Origin of the sequence: Niallia sp. 01092 (genome assembly GCF_052318935.1) — a bacterium.
Classification (GTDB): domain Bacteria; phylum Bacillota; class Bacilli; order Bacillales; family Cytobacillaceae; genus Niallia.
Genome location: NZ_JBQRKO010000007.1, coordinates 83,303 through 103,598 on the forward strand (window position 1 = coordinate 83,303; position 20,296 = coordinate 103,598).

The 20,296-nt window shown below is 36.4% G+C and carries 16 protein-coding genes; 4 read left to right on the top strand and 12 right to left on the bottom strand.

The features are described from left to right. Positions 1-126 precede the first annotated feature (126 nt). The 7 genes from ACTXGU_RS08420 to ACTXGU_RS08450 all read right to left on the bottom strand — a co-directional run bounded on the left by ACTXGU_RS08420 (position 127) and on the right by ACTXGU_RS08450 (position 8,501). A complete protein-coding gene (locus ACTXGU_RS08420; protein ID WP_443481060.1) occupies positions 127-318 on the bottom strand; it encodes a hypothetical protein in 192 nt (63 codons plus the stop codon). Between the two features lie 480 nt (positions 319-798). Continuing rightward, positions 799-2,073 carry an amidohydrolase family protein gene (locus tag ACTXGU_RS08425; protein WP_443481162.1) on the bottom strand — a complete coding sequence of 425 codons (1,275 nt, stop codon included), beginning with the start codon at positions 2,071-2,073 and terminating at the stop codon, positions 799-801. A 227-nt stretch (positions 2,074-2,300) separates the two neighbouring features. Beyond that, complete coding sequence (nagB, locus tag ACTXGU_RS08430) at positions 2,301-3,029, bottom strand: glucosamine-6-phosphate deaminase (RefSeq protein WP_443481061.1); 729 nt, start codon at positions 3,027-3,029, stop codon at positions 2,301-2,303. Positions 3,030-3,286: 257 nt separating this feature from the next. Further along, entirely contained in the window at positions 3,287-4,273 is a 987-nt protein-coding gene (locus tag ACTXGU_RS08435) for a carbohydrate kinase family protein (RefSeq protein WP_443481062.1), read from the bottom strand. A 20-nt stretch (positions 4,274-4,293) separates the two neighbouring features. Continuing rightward, entirely contained in the window at positions 4,294-5,763 is a 1,470-nt protein-coding gene (locus ACTXGU_RS08440) for a glycoside hydrolase family 32 protein (RefSeq protein ID WP_443481063.1), read from the bottom strand. Positions 5,764-5,943: 180 nt separating this feature from the next. Next, the gene (locus tag ACTXGU_RS08445; protein ID WP_443481064.1) at positions 5,944-7,392 is read right to left on the bottom strand and encodes a sucrose-specific PTS transporter subunit IIBC; all 1,449 of its coding nucleotides are present in this window, start codon (positions 7,390-7,392) and stop codon (positions 5,944-5,946) included. Positions 7,393-7,517: 125 nt separating this feature from the next. Continuing rightward, the gene (locus ACTXGU_RS08450) at positions 7,518-8,501 is read right to left on the bottom strand and encodes a LacI family DNA-binding transcriptional regulator (protein WP_443481065.1); all 984 of its coding nucleotides are present in this window, start codon (positions 8,499-8,501) and stop codon (positions 7,518-7,520) included. Between the two features lie 318 nt (positions 8,502-8,819). On the opposite strand from ACTXGU_RS08450, the gene ACTXGU_RS08455 reads away from it, so the two are divergent. Continuing rightward, positions 8,820-10,385, top strand: a complete 1,566-nt coding sequence (locus ACTXGU_RS08455; protein ID WP_443481066.1) for a glycosyltransferase family 2 protein — start codon at positions 8,820-8,822, stop codon at positions 10,383-10,385. 292 nt (positions 10,386-10,677) lie between these two features. Then, positions 10,678-11,292: a hypothetical protein gene (locus ACTXGU_RS08460; protein WP_443481067.1), complete on the top strand. Its 615-nt coding sequence runs from the start codon at positions 10,678-10,680 to the stop codon at positions 11,290-11,292. A gap of 199 nt (positions 11,293-11,491) precedes the next feature. On the opposite strand, the gene ACTXGU_RS08465 is transcribed toward ACTXGU_RS08460, so the two are convergent. From ACTXGU_RS08465 to pdxS, 4 genes are all read right to left on the bottom strand, one after another. Further along, positions 11,492-11,902, bottom strand: a complete 411-nt coding sequence (locus ACTXGU_RS08465) for an aspartate/glutamate racemase family protein (protein ID WP_443481068.1) — start codon at positions 11,900-11,902, stop codon at positions 11,492-11,494. A gap of 905 nt (positions 11,903-12,807) precedes the next feature. Continuing rightward, positions 12,808-13,581 carry a PhzF family phenazine biosynthesis protein gene (locus ACTXGU_RS08470; RefSeq protein WP_443481069.1) on the bottom strand — a complete coding sequence of 258 codons (774 nt, stop codon included), beginning with the start codon at positions 13,579-13,581 and terminating at the stop codon, positions 12,808-12,810. 343 nt (positions 13,582-13,924) lie between these two features. Continuing rightward, positions 13,925-14,521 (bottom strand): pyridoxal 5'-phosphate synthase glutaminase subunit PdxT, encoded by a 597-nt coding sequence (gene pdxT, locus ACTXGU_RS08475; protein ID WP_443481070.1) that lies wholly within the window; start codon positions 14,519-14,521, stop codon positions 13,925-13,927. Between the two features lies 1 nt (position 14,522). Further along, positions 14,523-15,410, bottom strand: coding sequence for a pyridoxal 5'-phosphate synthase lyase subunit PdxS (gene pdxS / locus ACTXGU_RS08480; RefSeq protein ID WP_443481071.1), 888 nt, complete (start codon positions 15,408-15,410; stop codon positions 14,523-14,525). 129 nt (positions 15,411-15,539) lie between these two features. Here pdxS and pdxR point away from each other — a divergent pair, with 129 nt between their 5' ends. Then, positions 15,540-16,796, top strand: a complete 1,257-nt coding sequence (gene pdxR, locus ACTXGU_RS08485; RefSeq protein WP_443481072.1) for a MocR-like pyridoxine biosynthesis transcription factor PdxR — start codon at positions 15,540-15,542, stop codon at positions 16,794-16,796. On the opposite strand, the gene ACTXGU_RS08490 is transcribed toward pdxR, so the two are convergent. After that, positions 16,778-18,412, bottom strand: coding sequence for an alpha-galactosidase (locus tag ACTXGU_RS08490; protein ID WP_443481073.1), 1,635 nt, complete (start codon positions 18,410-18,412; stop codon positions 16,778-16,780). The two genes, pdxR and ACTXGU_RS08490, sit on opposite strands and share 19 nt — an antisense overlap. A 187-nt stretch (positions 18,413-18,599) precedes the next feature. Between ACTXGU_RS08490 and gntK the strand changes: the two genes are divergently transcribed. Further along, positions 18,600-20,144 (top strand): gluconokinase, encoded by a 1,545-nt coding sequence (gntK, locus tag ACTXGU_RS08495; RefSeq protein WP_443481074.1) that lies wholly within the window; start codon positions 18,600-18,602, stop codon positions 20,142-20,144. Positions 20,145-20,296: the final 152 nt, after the last annotated feature.

Below are 20,296 nucleotides of genomic sequence, written 5' to 3' on the forward strand. Positions count from 1 at the left end.
ATAAAAAATCTAGCCATTTTCGAAACAAACTTTTAGCCGCTTCTCTATTTCTTAAATACAAAAGATATGTCATTAACTTGAATTATATACCATATTTTCCTATTATAGAATAAAAGGATACTACAATTAATTTTCGGAAATATCCATATTATTTAAAGCCGTTTCATTTTTTACTGTATGAAACTCATATAAGGAACCGTTTTCTTTTATAATAGATATTTCTTGTAACACAAAGATAATTAAATAAAAAAGCATACTTGCAAACAACAAAAACATTAACATAGTGGAGATAACACTGCGATTTACATTGGATTCCATCTGCAATTCCCCCTCAATCAAGTTATTCATTACAATCATAAAACGCTTTTTCGTAAAAAACAGTTACATAAAAGTAATATTTTCTTATTATTTTTGTAATCTTATTGTAACATAAATAAAAGGAAAAAATATACTTTCTTTGTGTTTTTTTTCAAATTTTTCTGCTTATTTAAATAAAGAATCTGTTAAACTTGCCTGTTGATTTCCGCTCCAGGCGTTCGCTTTCCGCGGGCGGTCCGGGAGCCTCCTCGGCGCTGTGCGCCTGTGGGGTCTCCCTCTGACTCGCTTTTCCCGCAGGAGTCTCACGCCTTCCACTCCAATCAACATAGTGCCTAAATCAACAATGAGCTTTAACATAGCCTAAATAAAAAAGGTATAACTTCCTTCATTTAAGAAGGTGTTATACCTTTTTCCGTATAATAATAGTGTGAACAAACCATTTTTTTGGAAAATGAGCACTATTTAACATACTAAGCCTGTTTACCTTTTTAAACCAGCTTGGAGACGATTCACTTCGGCAATCACTTTCTCTTCATCTATCGTTAAGCATTGGCGATCTTTTACAATCAGCTTGCCATCAATGTATACATCGCATACGTCACGTCCATTTGCTGCATAAAGCAAATGCGAATATGCCTCGCTTATCGGCTGCAGATGCTCTTTGTCATACGGATAGATGGTAATGAAATCAGCTTTTTTCCCTTTTTCTAAAGAGCCTGTAAAGCCCATGCCAATAGCTTCTGCTCCTACTCTTGTAGCTAAAGATAATGCAGTTTCAGCAGGAAGCTTCGTTGCATCCTTATACATTCCTTTTTGCAGCAGTGCTGCGGTTCTCATTTCTTCAAACATATCAAAATTATTATTAGAAGCTACTCCATCTGTTGCTATTCCTACTTTTATCCCCTTATCTAAAAGACGAACAACATCTGCTACTCCTGAACCCAGTTTCAAATTACTGATTGGATTATGAGCAACTCGTACATCATATTGCTTTAATATTTCCCGTTCTTCATCGTTCAGCACCACACCATGGGCCATCACAGTTGGCCGATCAAATATGCCTAAACGACGAAGATATTCAACAGGACGATTTCCGTATCGCTTTTGGATGTCTTCAATTTCATAATCCGTCTCAGAAACATGCATATGCATCATTAAATCATTTTCCTTTGCAATCCTTATACTTTCAATAAGGGCTTCCGTTGTACAAGCATATGGACTATGTGGTGCTACCATCGTTGTTAAACGGCCATCTGCAGCAGTCTTATAATTCTTGGCAAAACACTCGGCCCCTTTTAAGTTTTCCTGCTGCTCTTTCTCTGTCCCTAAGCTGAAAATAGTATACGAAAAGGCTCCCCGAATCCCGGTTTCACCAATTTTTTGCATAACAGCATCAACATCAATGCCGTTGGGATTAAACATATCTGAAAATGTAGTTGTTCCAGATTTCAACATCTCTAAAATACCAAGCTCTGTACTAACTGTCGCAATTTCCGTCGTAAATTGCGATTCTAGTGGCCATATTTTCGTTTCCAGCCAGGGCTTTAATAACATATCATCTCCAATGCCGCGCAAAAGCGTCATAACGATATGTGAATGTGCATTTACCAACCCTGGCAGCAACCATTTTCCGCCTAAGTCTACAACCTCATCTGCCTCTTCCATCTTTTCCTTACAAGGAGAACCAATATAGGTAATTGATTGATTCTCCACCAACATCATGCCATTTTTAAAAATTTGATTTTCCTTATCCATCGTAAAAAAAGTAGCGTTCACATAAGCTGTATTCAAACCTATCCCCTCCAAAATCAATTTGTATCATTTTTTTAATGGACGATATGCTCGTCTAAGTTAAACGATTTTATTCTTTTGTCAGCATTATAAAACCTTTTATCAGAAATACTTCAACAGCATCCTTCCTCAGAGGTCTGACAACTAAAATTTGTCTTATTATATCATTTATTGAACAAATTTGTGTATATTCATCTTATTTCATTTTCTTTTTTAACAGATAATGCATCTTGATCAGCAATTATCGTTACATTTGGATGTGTTTTCAGAATGGAGGCGGGAAGCTGTTCATTTACCTCTTCTGTTAATAGCTTATAAAGAATGTCTGCTTTTTTTATGCCTGATACTAATAATAAAATTTGTTTGCTTTTCATAATGGTCGATATTCCCATGGAAATTGCGTGAGTAGGCACTTCTTCTAGACTAGTAAAATAACGTGCATTCGCTGCTCTTGTAGATGCTGTTAGTTCTACCACTCTTGTTTTAGAAGAAAAAGAAGTGCCCGGCTCGTTAAATCCGATATGGCCATTTTCTCCAATCCCTAACACTTGCAGATCAATGCCGCCGAGTGATGCGATTAATTGGTCGTATTTATCTCCTGGTAAACTAGCTGAAGGGAAAAATGTTTGTTCTTTTTCTATATTAATAGGATCAAATAAATGCATGTCCATATAATACGCATAACTTTGGCGACTATCTATCGGTATGCCGATATATTCATCTAAATTTACCGTATGAACTTTTTGATAGGAAGTTTGATTTTTTTTATAATCTTCCACTAACAATCGATACATTCCAGTTGGAGTCCCACCCGTTGCAAGCCCCAATACGGCATCTGGCTTTTTGTTCACTTGTTCAATTACGGCTTCAGCTGCTTTTTTGCTCATTGTTTCATAATTTGCTACTTCGATTAGTTTCAAATCCATCTCCTCCCTTAACTATTAATATGATTTCCTTGTTATTGATTATTATCATTATAAAACAAAGATATTAAAGCTTGAATTTTGTACAAATTATTTATTCATTTTTTTATGTCAACAAAAAAGAAAGCGCTTTCATTAATAAGCACAAAGAATCATTTAAAAAAATATTCGAAACTCTTGACTAATCGTAAGAAGGGGCTGTCTACATGGATCATTCCATCCATAATAAACACCCCCAGAAGCTTCATCCCTTTTTAACTGCTCATTCTTTTCGTATTATTTATAAATTCAAGTATCGTTTTTTTATCAGGAATTGATGAAATCGCACCTTTTCCTGTTGTTGTTAATGCACCGCTTGCATTCGCATACGCTAAAATTTCTTCATGATGCGTCAACAGAATATTTTCTACATTTACCTGATCGGCCTTCTTTTCTAAAAGTTGAAATAAAAAACCACCAATAAAAGCATCTCCTGCACCTGTTGTATCTTGTACTGTTACAGTATATCCGTTTGAATGAAACTTGTTCCCTTTCACATAAAGATCCGCTCCATCAGCACCTTTTGTGTAAATAACAGCTTTTACTTCCCCAACAAAAAGAGACTGTATCGCTTGCTCTTCATCAGTAATTCCAGTAATAAATGCCAATTCTTCATCAGAAATTTTTACAACATGACTTTCTGGTATAAATTGCAATATTGTTTGTCGACAATCTTCTGGATTATTCCATAATGGCAGACGAACATTTGGATCAAAACTGATTAAAGCACCGTTTGCTTTCGCTGCTTTAATTGCAGCAATATGCGCTTTTTTCATTGGGCTTTCCACAAGATCAACGGAACAATAATGGAGAATGTCTCCTTCTTCAAACCAGTTTTCATCAATTTCATCCGCGGACAGCAACAAATCGGCAGATGGATTTCGATAAAAGGAAAAATCCCTTTCGCCGTCATGACGAAGTGAAACAAATGCTAATCCTGTATTTGCTTGTGATGTTCTCGTGATTTTATCGGTATGAACACCCGCTTCTGCCAGCTTTTCTATTAAAAAATCACCGAACGGATCATTTCCTAATTTTGTAATCATTGATGCGTCCGCTCCATATTTTGCTGCTGCAGCAGCAACATTTGCTGGTGCCCCACCGGGAGCGCGCTCAAATGAAACCACATCTTTTAAAGCTTTTCCTTTTTCTAAAGGAATAAAATCAACTAATACTTCCCCGATTGAATATAAATGAGGCATTATTTACACTCCTTACTCCCTTATACTTGCCATATCGTTGCTTTAAGAGCCACACTTCCTTCTTCTGCAAAAAAGAGAATATCTTCGCTTGTTTCTTTCGGAAATATTCTGCTTGTAAACACTTCTTCTCCATCATTGATAAAGATTTCAACAGAAGAAACATCGACAAAAAGGTGGAATTTAATCGCTTCTGCTTCAAGGTTGCATTTTCTTGTCGTTCCATAATCCTTAGCCACTTCTTTACCAGAAGCTGTTCGATCTAAGATCACTTTTTTTTCTTTTCTATTATACATAATAATCGTTTCTTCTGTTACCCCTGCACGAAATTTAATGCCGAATTTATCTGCATCAACAGATTGAAATTCTGCCATCAATTCATATGTTGTGCCTTTAAATCCAGGATAGGATTTCTCTTCGTTTTGAACAATATCATTTGCTGAGCATTCACTTTTACGCAATAAATGCAGCTCTTCAGCTGGCTGCTGAATTAATTTATTATTTTTTACAGACAATACTCTTGGCAATGTTAAACAGTGGGCCCAACCATTTGCATCTGTTGGGTAGTCTATATCCGGCAATCCCATCCAGCCGACTAAAAGGCGGCGTTCTTTTTCATCCAGCGTTGTTTGCGGAGCATAAAAATCAAAGCCGCGATCTAGTTCGATAAAACCGTTATGCTTTAATTCTTTTGTTTGCAAATCTAACGGATCTCCTAAACAATAGCCTGATTGATAAATATTTTGATAGTTATCTCCTTCAGCTGCAAGACCTTGTGGAGAGAAAATCAGCACCCCCTGTCCTTGTAATGAAAAATAATCTGGACACTCCCACATATAGCCAAAATCAGGCAAGTTTGTTTTTAATTCCCCTAAAAAACTCCAATCTAATAAATCAGGAGAACGATATAAGACAATCGCTCCTGTTTGGTCGCTTCTTTGAATACCGATTACTGCATAAAACATATCATTTTCTTTCCAAACCTTAGGGTCGCGAAAATGGTCGGTATAGCCATTTGGCACTTCTGATATAACCGGTTTTTCTGCTTTTTTTATCGATCCGTCTTTATCCATTACAGCGATGCATTGATATGGATGTCTCACCCACTCTTCATCTCTTGTATTCCCCGTATAAAATAAATACAGTTTATCATGATGGACAATGCCGCTTCCCGAAAAGGCACCGTGGCTTTCATAAGGTGTATCTGGTTTTATCCCAATACCGGCATCTTCCCAATGAACTAGATCCGTCGATTTTACATGGTACCAATATTTTAGTCCATGAACTGGGCCGAGAGGAAACCATTGATAAAACAAATGGTATTCCCCATTAAAAAAAGCAAATCCGTTCGGATCGTTTAAAAGTCCTGTATTTGGCTGAATATGATATTTTTGTCGCCATGAACAGTTATTAACCGTTTCTGTTAATACTGCCATCTCTTTTTCGCTTGCATCTTCCAAGCTGCGGTAGCGTTGTTCTTTTGTCCACTCCATCTGTTGCCCTCCTTCTTGCCAAAACGTTTACTTTATTCGTCACCCTCCTTGTTCGGATGCCCATGATCCGATAAAGGAGAATGAACGAATAATTTTGCATTAATGAAAATCGACTAAAATTCCCACTTCCTTATGTTTTCGTCGATTTCCTCATATCCTGTGAACCTATTGCTGTTTGTTTTATGCTACATTTCCATTAACACCTTTTGCTGCTTTTTTAGCATCTCTTTTTGCTAAAATAATTGTTGTTGCATATGCAACGGTAAATGAAATTACCATACCAATAATGTAAAAAATGATAGAGTCAGGTTTAATAGAAATAATTCCAGGCACTCCGGCAGCACCTAACGCAATCGCTTTCACTTTAAACATAGAGATAAATAAACATCCTGCTGCTGAACCAATAATTGCGCCAATAAATGGATAACGAAGCTTTAAGTTAACTCCAAACATTGCCGGTTCTGTAATCCCTAATAGTGCAGAAATGCCGGCAGCAGATGCCACCCCTTTTACTTTTGCATCTTTTGTTAGCAGCAATACCGCAAGTGTCGCTGCTCCTTGTGCAACATTAGACATTGCTGCAGTTGGAAAAATAAAAGAACCGCCCGTTTTCGCAATATCCGCTAATAATTGTGTTTCCACTGCAATAAAACTATGATGCATTCCTGTAATAACGATTGGTGCGTAAAATAATCCAAAAATAGCACCGCCAATAAATCCAGTAGAATCATAGAGCCATACTAAACCATCTGTTAACAAATTACCTGCAGATCGAGTAATTGGTCCAATCGCTGTAAAGGTTAAAACACCTGTAATAAATAAAGCAAATAATGGCGTTAATAAATTATCTAATGATGATGGCGTTATTTTCCGTATATTTGTTTCTAATTTTGCTAAAATATAAGATGATACTAAAACAGGAAGGACTGTTCCTTGATAACCAACTTTTTCTATTTCAAAACCCAATATATTCCAAACAGGGACTTCACCTTTAAGAACTGCTGCTCCGTAGTTGTAGCCATTTAATAAATCCGGATGCACCAACAACATTCCTAATGCAGCTCCTAAATACGGATTGCCTCCAAATCTTTTAGTAGCAGAAAATCCTATTAATATAGGTAAAAACACGAATGCTGCATTTGCAAATGTATTAATAAGTGCTGCTAAATCTGCTAAGCCAGGATTTGCATCTACTAATGATTTGCCTTCTATAAATAAATCCTGTGCAGTAAGAACATTATTTAATCCCATTAATAAACCGCCTGCAACAATGGCAGGAATAATCGGTACAAAGATATCTGACAGCATTTTTACAAATCGTTGAATTGGATTTAGCTTTTTGCTGCTGGCGCTTTTTACATCACTTGTGGACATTTCCGAAATCCCAGTAAGCTTCGTTAATTCTTTATAGACCTCATTAACAATTCCAGCTCCTAATATAATCTGAAATTGTCCTCCAGTAGAAAAAGTTCCTTTTACTGCAGCGATACTCTCTAATTTTTGTTGATCTACTTTACTTTCATCCTCTAACACTAACCGCAATCTTGTAGAACAATGTGCTGCAGCAGAAACATTTTCTTTTTCCCCAATACTTTGTAAAATCTGCTTTGCAATTTCTTGATAACTCATAACAATCCTCCTCAATGAAATGTATATTTGGAACCGGTTACATTAAAGTTTAAAAATATTTGAAACCGGTTCCAAATCATTTTAACAAATTAAAGGAACCGCTTTCAAAATGAATTATAAAATAATCACCCCTTATTGTCAACGCTTTCTCGAAAAATAATTCGAAAATTCGAAACTGTTAATTTAGGAATTGATTCCCCTCTTACTAGCTGGATCATATTCTTTGCTGCTAATTGGCCAGCCTCTTGATAAAAAAACTTTGCCGTTGTTAAGCCAGGATGAATCATCCCTGTGATGTCATATCCGCCAAACCCGGTGATGGATATATCTTTCGGGATGGATAATCCTTTCATGTATGCTGCCTTCATGACACCAATGGCAATGTTATCCGTTGCACACACAAAAATAGATGGTTGAAAAGAATCTATTATTTCCGGTACTATTTTAATCGTATCATTTGTCAAAAAGCTTGTTTCATAGTATCTTGCTTCTATATCAGAAGCAGTAAAAATACTATCTTTAAATCCTTTTTTTCTATTTATTCCAACCGCAATATCCTTTTCCGTTACACCTAAATAGGCAATTTTTTTATGCCCTTTTTCCAGCACAAACTTCCCTATTTGAAATGCAGCATCGTAGTCATTATGTATAAGACTATAAACCTTAGGATGCTGTTGCCCTACTAGCAGCACAGGGATATTTATTTTTTGAAAAGCGTCTAAATGCATTGATGTAATTTCTGCAGCAAGCAAAATAATGCCGGCAACCTTTTGATGTGCCAATGTATAGATATTTTCTATTTCTCTTTCTAAATTTTGATTAGAATTAGAGACTAGCATTTGATAGTGATGCTCTTTTAATCGTTCATCAATGCCGATCAGCGTTCTTGAAGTTGCATAAGAGTCAAGCCTAGGAACAATAGTGCCGATGATATTTGTATTTTTCGCTTTTAAGCTTTGAGCAAATGCATTAGGAGAGTAGCCTGTTTGTTTCATAATATATTCAATTTTTCTTTTTGTTTCATCGCTTACAGAGCCGTTATTAAGATAACGGGAAACTGTACTCTTGGATACTCCTGCAAGTTTTGCAATATCAGCAATTGTTTTCATATTTACCACCTCAACCGTAATACAGAATATTGTTTTCCTACTTATAGAGGATGTTCAAAAAGGCACCCTCTTCGTTGGCTTGCTTCTAATTTGTTACTTTTTGAGCTTACACTTATACTATATTTTATAACATAAAGAATGTATACCTTTTCATATAATGATAAATAATGGATGAATAGAAGTTGTTCAAAAAGTATGGGAATATAAGCTTGCGAATCTCTATATACCTTCCATGCCTCGACCTTATCCGCTGTGATTGTCCTCCTTTTTGAACAAGCATTCATACTATTAATTTTTTCAAGAAAGGAAGGATGCACGATGAAAATGATTCCTTTTCCAACATTTCGAAGTAAAGAACCCATAAATGATTACGATTATAACCTAATAAAACATCCTGTTCCTTCTAAAAAACCGGCCGTTACCGTGATAACACCCATCTATAATAATGAAAAAACGATTCGCAACTGTATCGATTCCGTTTTGACGCAAACTCTCGGCCATGAAAATATCGAGTATATTCTTGTAGATGATGGCTCTATCGACAACTCGCGCAGCATTTTATTAGAATATGCCAATAAGCATCCTATGATCATGCTCGCTTTTTTAAAAAGAAATAGTGGTACACCTGCTTCACCAAGAAATTTAGGCATCCAGCTTGCCACTGCACCTTATATCACTTTTCTAGATGCAGATGACTGGCTCGAAAAAACCGGATTAGAAAAATTATATACCGTATTAGAGGAAACTGGCGATGATTATGTCGTAGGAAAAACGATTCAAAAGGGTTCCAAGCTTACAAAAATTATTGGTGAACATGAATCTTGTATGGAACGAAGAAGTGTTTCTCCTGCTAGCATCCCCCATATTTTTCAACATTTAGGTCCGAGGGCAAGAATGATGAAAACAAAGATTATAAAAGAAAATAACCTTCGTTTCCCGGCAATGAAATTTGCTGAAGACAAGCAGTTTTTTATGGATTATTTATTAGCCTCAAAAAAAATATCAACCATAAAAGATACGGTTTATTATGTGAATCGTCTCGATGATAATAATAAATCATTGACTAAACAAACGAATGTGCTAAAAAAGATGAAGTGCAACCTGCAAGTAATTGATTATTTTCAACAGAAGGAATTGGATGAAACTTTGCAAAAAATGCTGTTAAATCGGTTATATGAATTCGATTGTTTTATCCGATTTATCAACAAATACCATACACTTCGCAGAGAAAACCGTTCTTCTTTAAAAACTAAAACGACTGATTTTATGAAAAGACAATCCTATATTTGGACGTTCAAAAAAGTATTAAAAACAACCAAAAAGCTAGATTATGATATTACGGACCATTTTTTCCAGCCAATTAACAAAGTATGCTACGAGCTTTTTAAAAATAAACAATATAAACAATTGGAAGAGCTTTTTAAATGGCATACGACAGAAAAAGTCAAACAACATATAGTAAAAGACAATCAGCCGTATATGGTTTCTCCCTTGCAAGATCCATACAAATATATAGAGATTCCTATGTACGCTGAAATAATAAAAAGCTATGTTGATAAAGATCACTATGTTCTCGAATTTAAAGTTTCCGGCAAGGATTTAGCCGATATAACAGATATTCTTTTCCGAGACAGAGCAAATATCAATAATGAGTTTTCTGTAAAGACAGTGGTCGATAGAAACGGTTTCGGAAAGTTGGAGCTGCCTGTTTTATGGTTTGCTTCCTTGCCAAAGACTGTTTACAATATTTTCTTGCGTTATCAAGATTATAATAAAATTTATTTTACGATCCCAGATTCTAAAGTACGTGTTTCTATCAATGATTCAAACGCATCTCATTTTTATACAACAAAGCATCAGCACCTAGCGCTGAAAATTCAATAAAGCTAGAAAAGTACAAACGCCTTGCTCAGCCCTGAAGATACATTTGACTAAGATCAAGTGCTTTTGGCAAAGTTTTTTTTACAGAGGCTAGATACTCATCTAAGATAAAACATTTGATGATTTTTTATCTTTTAATAAAGGCTCTGTTACATTTCAATGTTGATGTATAACGGCAGGAAATTCATTCGCTTTCCGCGGGGCAAGCCTCCTCGCTCGTCCGCGGAAAACGTAATAAATTCGACAAATTTTTACTACCTTACAATTTCTTTGTAAGGTCTTTTTTTGTTCTATTATGGTAGGTATTTCTATTTTTTATCATAAATGTTTTTTTGGGACATATTTTAAATCAAAGTTGTTTTTTAATTTTTATGCCACAATAAATATTTTGTGCTTTTTTACAAATACTAAAATAAATGAAATTAAATACTTAACTTTAGGAGAGAAAAAAATAAAGAAAATTAAAATTTTTAGTATTGGACTAGCTATTTGTTTGTTAGCATTAAGTGTTTATAATCTTTCAGCTAAAGCTCAATATTCTAATACGCATGAAGCGAAGAAATCCAATGAAGCCACCGACTATTTTTTATTAAGTTTATTTAGTAATGAAATACGTCACTCTGTAGCAGAGCATTATAAAACAGATAACGTAAGTTTCGGCAGTTCTGATTCAATTTTTATTAAATATGGTCATGATAGTAAGGATATTCCTGTAGTTGAAATGGTGCAAAGTGGGAAAGGGCATGAATTACCAAATTCATATTTAGTAAAAATTAATGTTACACCACAGAAAAAAGGAATATTAGGAAGAGACACTATCACTTTTGGAGTAGAACCAAACAAAAATGAAAAAGGGAATATTGAAATAAGAATGTTAGATTATAAACATACTGCTCCATCAGAGAAATAAGAAATAAAAAAATTTCATATTAAAAGGGTGTCATAATACGACACCCTTCATTGTATTTATCAATCAATTCCTTCAGCATATATATAGTCATCAGTATATGCTTGGTAAACTCTCACATAAAATTCAGCTTCGTTATTGTCTCCATCTACCCAGCCACTTATATTTTCAGCTAATAATCCATTTTTAAAATTATCTATTCTTACTGGATCACCGCATTTTCCATCGTAAACTTGGTTCCTATAAGACCAATTTTTTCCAAGCTCAATTCTTGTGCTTTTAAATATGTTTCTTCTACCATGCTTATCATAGGAACTTGGACTTTTTGTTGAATTTGTTCAAAAACAATATGTGGTGTGTTTCCAGTAAACACCACAAAATCAGCCCCAACACTTTCTAATTTTTGAACATCATCTGTTAAGTAATTAATTAACTCTTGTGTCTGTCCATTCATAAGCAAATGAAACATCTTGTACATATTAATGCTGTTTATAAAAAGTTCTGGCAAGTCTTCTTTGCTTCCAACCTTTTCTTGAAATTTAGAAATGATTGATTGATAATACTCTACTGTTGATTCTGGTCCCGTACCTCCAATAATTCCAACCTTTTTCATCTTATCAGTCCCTTATTAGATATTTTTATATTTTATTTATCAAAAGTCGCAATAACCTCTATCTTAACTATTTGATAATTTTTTATTATCATTAACTCAAACTTCGCACCTTCAAATTCGTTTGCAAATCTTGATAGGACTTGGTTTAGAACAATAAAAAGGAAGGCTTGTTTTTTATTGTTGAGGTTGCTTTCCACTACGGGTTGCTTCGCTTTCCGCGGGGTGGGAGCTGAGCCTCCTCGGCTTTGCCTTGCGGGGTCTCAGCCTTCCCACATTTCCCGCAGGAGTCTTCGCACCCTCCGTTACAAGCAACTTGTTTTAAAATAAGTTCTTGTTTTCGAATTTCATTACAGGGTATTATTGCTAAACAATAGTAGCGTTGATTTTTTTCATGTTATTATTCAACGGTGTTCTACCAAAAAGTGTCGCTTGAGTCTATTTCTATAAGGTGGGTGTTTTTACCAGTTCAGCGACAGCAACTAATTGATAAAACGGCTTGATTGAAGTGGAAGGTGCGAGACTCCTGTGGGATTAGCGGGTTAGATGAGACCCCGCAGGCGCAAGCGCCGAGGAGGCTCATCGCACGCCCCACGGAAAGCGAGCATCCTGAAACGGAAAGCAAGCCCCTATTTGTAAGGAATAATGTTTGCAAAAAAAACACCCTAAAAGACTATTCAATCACTCTTTTCTAATTGCTCTAAACCAAGTTATGGCAATACATGAAGAGGAATTTATAACTGCGAAGTTTGAGTCATTAATATTCAATCGTAATTTAATTTTTAAAATTTCTATATTAGATATCTTTAAAAAAGCTATAGGAATAATCTATAGCTCCAGGCTGCCCGCAAAAAGATCATGACTCGATAGACAAACGTTTTCAAAACAGAAAACAGCATTCTTAAAATTTAAACATATAGTTCTGCTATAGAATATAAAGCAGCCTTTCCGCTTAATTTTGTACGTGGTCCTTCATAATCACAATTTAGGACTCCTCCACGAGGTGATGCCTGATAAGCAACAAGTGATTTTTTATTTAACCGGTCTGCCCAGAACGGAATGATATGACAGTGTCCACTGCCGCATACAGGATCTTCAGGTACATTGCATTTTGGTGCAAATGACCTTGATACACAGTTATAATCTTTTCCTTCAGCTGTAACATGCAATAAAAGTCCATCCAGTTTATTCACCTTATCTTGGTCAGGATTTACGTTGCGGACTTGTTCTTCTGTTTCCAGAATACAGACTAGGTCTCTGCCCATATATGCCTCTAGCGGTCGTATACCAATGGCCTCTGCCATTTCATCGGTAACTTCTACCTTTTTCAAATCATATGATGGAAAGTTCATTTCAAATAGATCATCTTTTTTTAACACAACAAGCTCCCCGCTCATTGTCTGAAACGTGATTCTCTCTACATTTTCTTCATAATAGTTAGCAATAACATAAGCTGTTGCCAATGTTGCATGGCCACAAAGGTCAATTTCCCCACCCGGTGTAAACCATCTGAGTCGGTAACTATCTCCTTCTTTCACTGTAAAAGCTGTTTCGGAAAGATTATTTTCAGCAGTGATATTCAGCATCAACTCGTCTGGAAGCCATTCATCCATAACACATACCGCGGCTGGATTGCCTCCAAACACTTTATCTGTAAACGCATCTACTACATATTGTTTCATTTGTTATCCACCCTTTCTATTCGTTTAGAGATTTTTATTTTCCCAACATATTATTTCTATCATTCTCCTAAATAGGCATCAGCTTCTACCTCACACAATATGCCAAGAGGAAAGGATTTCACGGCCAAACAAGTTCTTGCCGATTTTTCAGTAAAATACTTTTCATAAACCGCTATACTTGTTTCTAGTCAACTCAAGTATAATAGAATGGATGATATCGTGCATTTTTTATTTCTTAGAATTGTGTTTTAACCCCAGCATTTATTATAGAACCAAATTAAATAGCCAAGCAGTGTACAAAATGCAAAAAAAGCAACCACCCACAGGTGATTGCCTCCATAATTTAACCAACTTGCCCTTCTTTTTGCTTTTGTTCCTCAACCATTTCAACAAATAACTGAAGAAAACGGGTATCAGCGGTTAACTCTGGATGAAAAGCACAAGCAAGAACATTTCCTTCTCTCGCTGCAACAATTTTCCCATCATATTTTGCTAACACCTCTACATTTTCACCGGCACTTTCAATATAAGGTGCCCGGATAAAAACAGCTTTAAAAGGATCATCAAGTCCAGCTATATCAAGATCTGCTTCAAAGCTGGCAATTTGCCGGCCAAACGCATTTCGTTTTACGGTAACATCTATAATTTGTAGATGAGAATCCTCTGAACCAACAAGCCCCTTAGCGACTAACACCATGCCAGCACAAGTTCCAAAAATGGGTTTTTCAGCCGTGTAAAATTCTTTTAATGGGCCGAAGAAATCGTAACGGTCGATGAGGTTTCTCATCGCTGTGCTCTCACCGCTAGGGAGAATTAAACCATCAATTTGTTCGAGCTGCTCCGGTTTCTTGACGACAATAGCCTCTAATCCCATGGCTTCAATTTGTTTTACGTGCTCAAAAACGGCACCTTGCAGTCCTAAAACTCCAATTGTTGTCATCTTACCAGCCACGCTCCTGCATTCTTTCTTCAAGAGACAATTTGGAAATGTCGATTCCTTTCATAGCAGCGCCAAGCTCTTTAGAAAGCTTGCTAATTAAATCGTAATCAGTGTAATAAGTTGTAGCTTGAACAATCGCACTTGCAAATTTTTCAGGATTTTCGGATTTAAAGATACCTGAACCAACAAACACTCCATCAGCACCAAGCTCCATCATTAATGCAGCATCAGCAGGTGTAGCAATACCGCCGGCAGCAAAGTTGACAACTGGAAGCTTGCCTAGTTCTTTGATTTGCTTTAAAACTTCAAAAGGTGCACCAAGAACTTTTGCTTCAGTCATTAATTCATCATCTGACATCATAGAAACTTTGCGAACTTGTGCATTTACTTTACGCATATGGCGGACTGCTTCCACAATGTTACCTGTACCAGGCTCACCTTTGGTACGCAGCATTGCAGCACCTTCGCCGATACGGCGTGCAGCTTCTCCAAGATCACGACAGCCACATACAAACGGTACAGTGAAATCGCTCTTCAATAAATGGAACTCTTCATCAGCAGGTGTTAACACTTCACTTTCGTCAATGTAGTCAACACCCATTGCTTCCAATACTCTTGCTTCCACAATATGACCAATACGGGCTTTAGCCATTACTGGGATGGATACTGCATTCATTACCTCTTCAACAATACGAGGGTCTGCCATTCTTGCAACCCCGCCGGCAGCACGGATATCAGAAGGAACTCTTTCTAATGCCATTACGGCAACAGCACCTGCTGCTTCCGCTACTCTTGCTTGCTCTGCATTGATAACATCCATAATGACGCCGCCTTTTTGCATTTGAGCCATTCCTCTTTTTACAGTTTCAGTTCCTAATAATTTTTCCACTTTATACACTCCGCTTCTTTAACTATTGTATTTTACGAATCTATTGATTAGTATAAAAAGCAATTGACTGCATTGAAAGTGTCAGTTTTTTTAAAAATAATAGGGTCAGTTATAAGGAGATTATAAAAAATGGAAATGTTATCATGTCATTTAAATAGAACAAGTGATATACCATTATATGAACAATTATATTTATATATTAAAAAAGAAATAACAGAAGGGCGTATACAATACGGATCAAAGCTGCCATCTAAGCGGAAATTAGCTGATTTTCTAAAAATCAGTCAAAACACGGTTGAAACAGCCTATGAGCAATTGACCGCAGAAGGATATGTCGAGGCTTACCCGCGTAGGGGATATTTTGTCATGGCATATGAAGATTTAGAATATGTGCAAACAAACCATCACTTACAGGAAAATACAAAAATAACTCAGGAAGACATAAAATACAATTTCCATCCAAGCGCAATTGACACTGCGAATTTTCCATTTTCCAGGTGGCGTAAATATGCCAAAAATACGATCGATAAAGAGAATCATTCCTTGTTACTGCTCGGAGATTCACAAGGGGAGATAGAATTGCGGCAAGAAATCGCCCATTATTTGTATCATGCCAGGGGGGTACAATGTTCACCTGATCAAATTATTGTTGGGGCCGGAATTGAAATTTTATTACAACAGCTCTTGCTATTATTTGATAAAAAAACGGTTTATGGTGTAGAAGACCCAGGATACCATTTGATTTTACGGATTCTCAAGAATTTTCCAAATGAAGTGCATCATCTTGAAGTAGATGAAGAAGGGGTAAAGGTAGAAGCCATTAATCATAAAAATATCAATGTCGTTTATGTAGCACCTTCCCATCAATTTCCATATGGAACCGTACTATCGGTAAACCGTCGAACTAAGCTGTTAAAATGGGCGTCAACGGAGAAGAACCGCTATATTATTGAAGATGACTATGATAGTGAATTTCGCTATAGTGGAAAAACAATTCCTTCCTTGCAAAGCATGGACCTTGTTGAAAAAGTGATTTATTTAGGTACATTTTCAAAATCATTAATGCCATCAATTAGGATTAGCTATATGGTGCTGCCAAAGCTTCTCTTGCAGCAATATAAAGAAAAATTGTCGTTCTATCATTCCTCTTCTGTCTCAAGAATTGACCAGCATATTCTGGCTCAATTCTTGAAGGAAGGGGATTTCGAAAGACATTTAAACAGAATGCGAAAGATTTATCGTCGCAAGCTCGAAAAAGTTGTAGAATTGTTAAAACCATATCAAGATAAGCTCTTTATCATTGGAGAACACTCTGGACTTCATATCGTTCTTGTTGTTAATAATGGCATGGATGAGGGAGAGCTGGTTCATGTTTGCGGCATATAATAAAGGATGCCTGGATCAAATCTTCCGCCTCCGCCTGAACAGCTTTCAAATAAAATATGAGGGAAGCTAGATGTAAGCTCCTCCATTACTTTATAAAGGCCAAGCATATAGCGGTGTGCCGTTTCTCTTTGCTGATCCTCCGGCAATGCTGCTGAGCCTATTTCGGTCATATGACGATTCATATCCCATTTTACATAAGAAATTGGCACACTCGATAAAATCACATATATTCTTTTCGTAATCTCTTCGCAAACATCTTCTCTAGAAAAATCAAGCACTAATTGGTTTCTGCTTTCCGATCTTGACCGATTTGGCACATGTAAACACCAGTCAGGATGTGCTCTATATAAATCACTATCAACGGACACCATTTCCGGTTCAAACCAAAGCCCAAACTTCATTTGACGGCTTTCCACTCGAGAAGCTAAATCTTTTAGTCCATTCGGCAATTTTTTTGTATTAACAAACCAGTCCCCAAGTGAAGTCGTATCATCATTGCGATTGCCAAACCAGCCGTCATCAAGTACAAATAGCTCCATTCCTAATTCTTGGCCTACATTTGCGATTTCTTCGATTTTTTCTGCATCAAAATCAAAATAAGTCGCTTCCCAGTTATTGATTAAAATTGGACGTTCTTTGTCACGGTAAGCACCTCTGCATAAACAATTTCTGTATAAATCATGAAACGTTCTCGACATATCCCCTAGTCCCTGGTATGAATAGACCATAACGACTTCTGGAGTTTGGAACGTTTCCTTTGGGCGAAGTTTCCAACTAAAATCAAATGGATTCATTCCCATCGTAACTCTTGTTGTCTGAAATTGATCTACTTCTGCTTGTGCAAGGAAGTTTCCGCTATACACGAGATTAAATGCAAATACTTCTCCAACATCTTCTGTTGCATCCTTCCCTACTAATGCAATAAATGGATTGTGCTGATGACTGCTTGCCCCCCTTGCACTTTCAATCCCTTGAATTCCCGGGCGCAAAGGCTGTCTTTTTATATGACGTTCCTTGCCCCATGCACCATGTAAATGAAGGAAATCATACTTATCTTCTTGAAAGTCAACACAAATACTTAAAGCTCGCAACAGTTTTAAGTTTTTTGTACCAACATTTCTTATTTTTACTGATCGAGTAATAACATTATAATCAGTAAAAACCGTATAACTTAGCAGTACTTCTAATCCTGCAACTTTGTCTTCTAAGGTAATTTCCAATGTTTCTGCTTCTTGTTTTTCCTCTACATATGTGGCAGGTAATCCATCCAATTTTTCTTTTCCGGCTTTTATTATATGTGATTTATAGCGTAGGTCCGTAACTGTAGAGCCATTTTCCAGCTGAATTTGGTATGCTGGTTTTCGAAAATCTGTATTTCCGTATTGTGGATATTCTTGTGGGAATGTATCTAATGAAAAATTTTTGTCCTGCTTATCAGGGTTGCCTGAAAATGCACGACCAATAAATGGAAGTGGTTTACTATTTGAAAAATTCTGTATTTTTCTACCCCAATATAGATGAGCTAAATAATTGTCTTTTATGACTTGCATCACATAACTTGTATTCTTCGCATTTAAGTGAAATATCTTGTTCTTCTCATCAAAGTGAACGGCCATCGTTTCTCCTTCCTTTCACTGATTATTTGATTTTTCTTTTACCATTACATTATATATAAAAATAAGACCAATTCATTATCTATGTAAGTTTTTTTTGAAAACAATTCCAATACCATATTTTTTCCTTTAAAATGATAAGAAACAGGAAAACTTTTCTTTTTATAGTCCATACAAAGGAGACTTATCTATGTCAAATAATTCCTTCTACTTAGGCGTTGATATCGGAACAACTAGTACAAAAGCTGTCCTTTTTGGCGATGCTGGTAAAGTAATTAGTATGCATCATGTGGAATATCCATTATATAGTCCTGCCCCAAGCATTGCCGAACAAGATCCAGAGGAAATCTTTCAGGCGGTTCGTGAAACAATAAAGACTGCCTTAATTAAAAGCAACCTCAATACAGAAGAACTAAAGCTTGTTTCCTTTAGCTCTGCCATGCATAGCGTCATTGCTTTAGATTCAAAAGGAATCCCGTTAACTCGCTGCATTACATGGGCAGACAGCCGTTCGGCTGAGTGGGCAAATAAAATAAAAAAAGAATTAAGCGGCATGGAAATTTATCGTAGATCGGGTACACCGATTCACCCGATGGCACCACTTTCAAAAATAGCATGGCTTCGAACCGATTTTCCTGATATTTTCGCAAAAGCTGCAAAATTTATCGGCATTAAAGAGTACGTTTTCTATAAATTATTTGGCAAATATATTGTGGACCATTCAATTGCATCTGCAACGGGAATGTTTAATCTATCAGAGCTTGCATGGGATAAGGAAGCTCTTGAAATCGCTGGTATTTCTGAAAATCAGCTTTCTGAACCAGTATCAACTACATATTATCTTAAAGGCTTACAAACAAATTATGCAGAAGAATTAGGGATATCTAATAAAACTCCCTTTATTGTTGGTGCCAGTGATGGTGTACTTTCCAATCTTGGAGTTAATGCGATTGATCCAGGTGTAGTTGCTGTCACCATTGGCACTAGCGGAGCAATTCGAACAGTAACAGACAAACCGGTTACCGATCCAAAAGGAAGAATTTTCTGTTACGCCTTAACAGAAAAACATTGGGTAGTTGGCGGACCTGTTAACAATGGAGGCATGACATTCAGATGGGTGCGTGATGAGCTCGCTTCTTCAGAAGTAGAAACAGCAAAACGTCTTGGCATAGATCCTTATCAAGTGTTGACAAAAATTGCTTCACGTGTTTCTCCTGGAGCAAATGGACTTATCTTTCATCCCTATTTAGCTGGTGAAAGAGCGCCATTATGGAATGCGAATGCTAGAGGATCTTTTTTTGGACTTGGGCTGCATCATAAAAAAGAACATATGATTCGCGCCGTTCTAGAAGGGGTTATTTTAAACCTATATACCGTGATGCTTGCATTACAAGAAGTAATTGGGGAGCCAAAACAAATTCAGGCAACAGGTGGTTTCGCCCGCTCTGAATTATGGCGACAAATGATGGCAGATATTTTTAATCAAGAAGTTACCGTTCCTGAAAGCTTTGAAAGCTCATGCTTAGGAGCCATTGTGTTAGGTATGTATGCTTTAGGCGACATTAAAGATTTCTCTATCATGAAAGATTTAGTAGGCAGTACGCATTCTCATAAACCAATAAAAGAAAATGTCGAGATTTATCAAGACTTAACTTCGATTTACATACGAGTATCGCGCCTTCTCGAAAAAGAATATGATCATATAGCTGATTTTCAAAGAAAATGGGTAGAATAAAGAAAAGCGCAGGCGCCTTTCACAGGAGCTTGCTGCTTGATTTAACTGCATCTTTTTTGGGGATTTTTTTCGTAAAATAAACTTTTTGAAATCGCAAAAATATTTGCAAAGTTACTTATTTATACTATAAAAACAAAGGCTGTTTTCTCAAA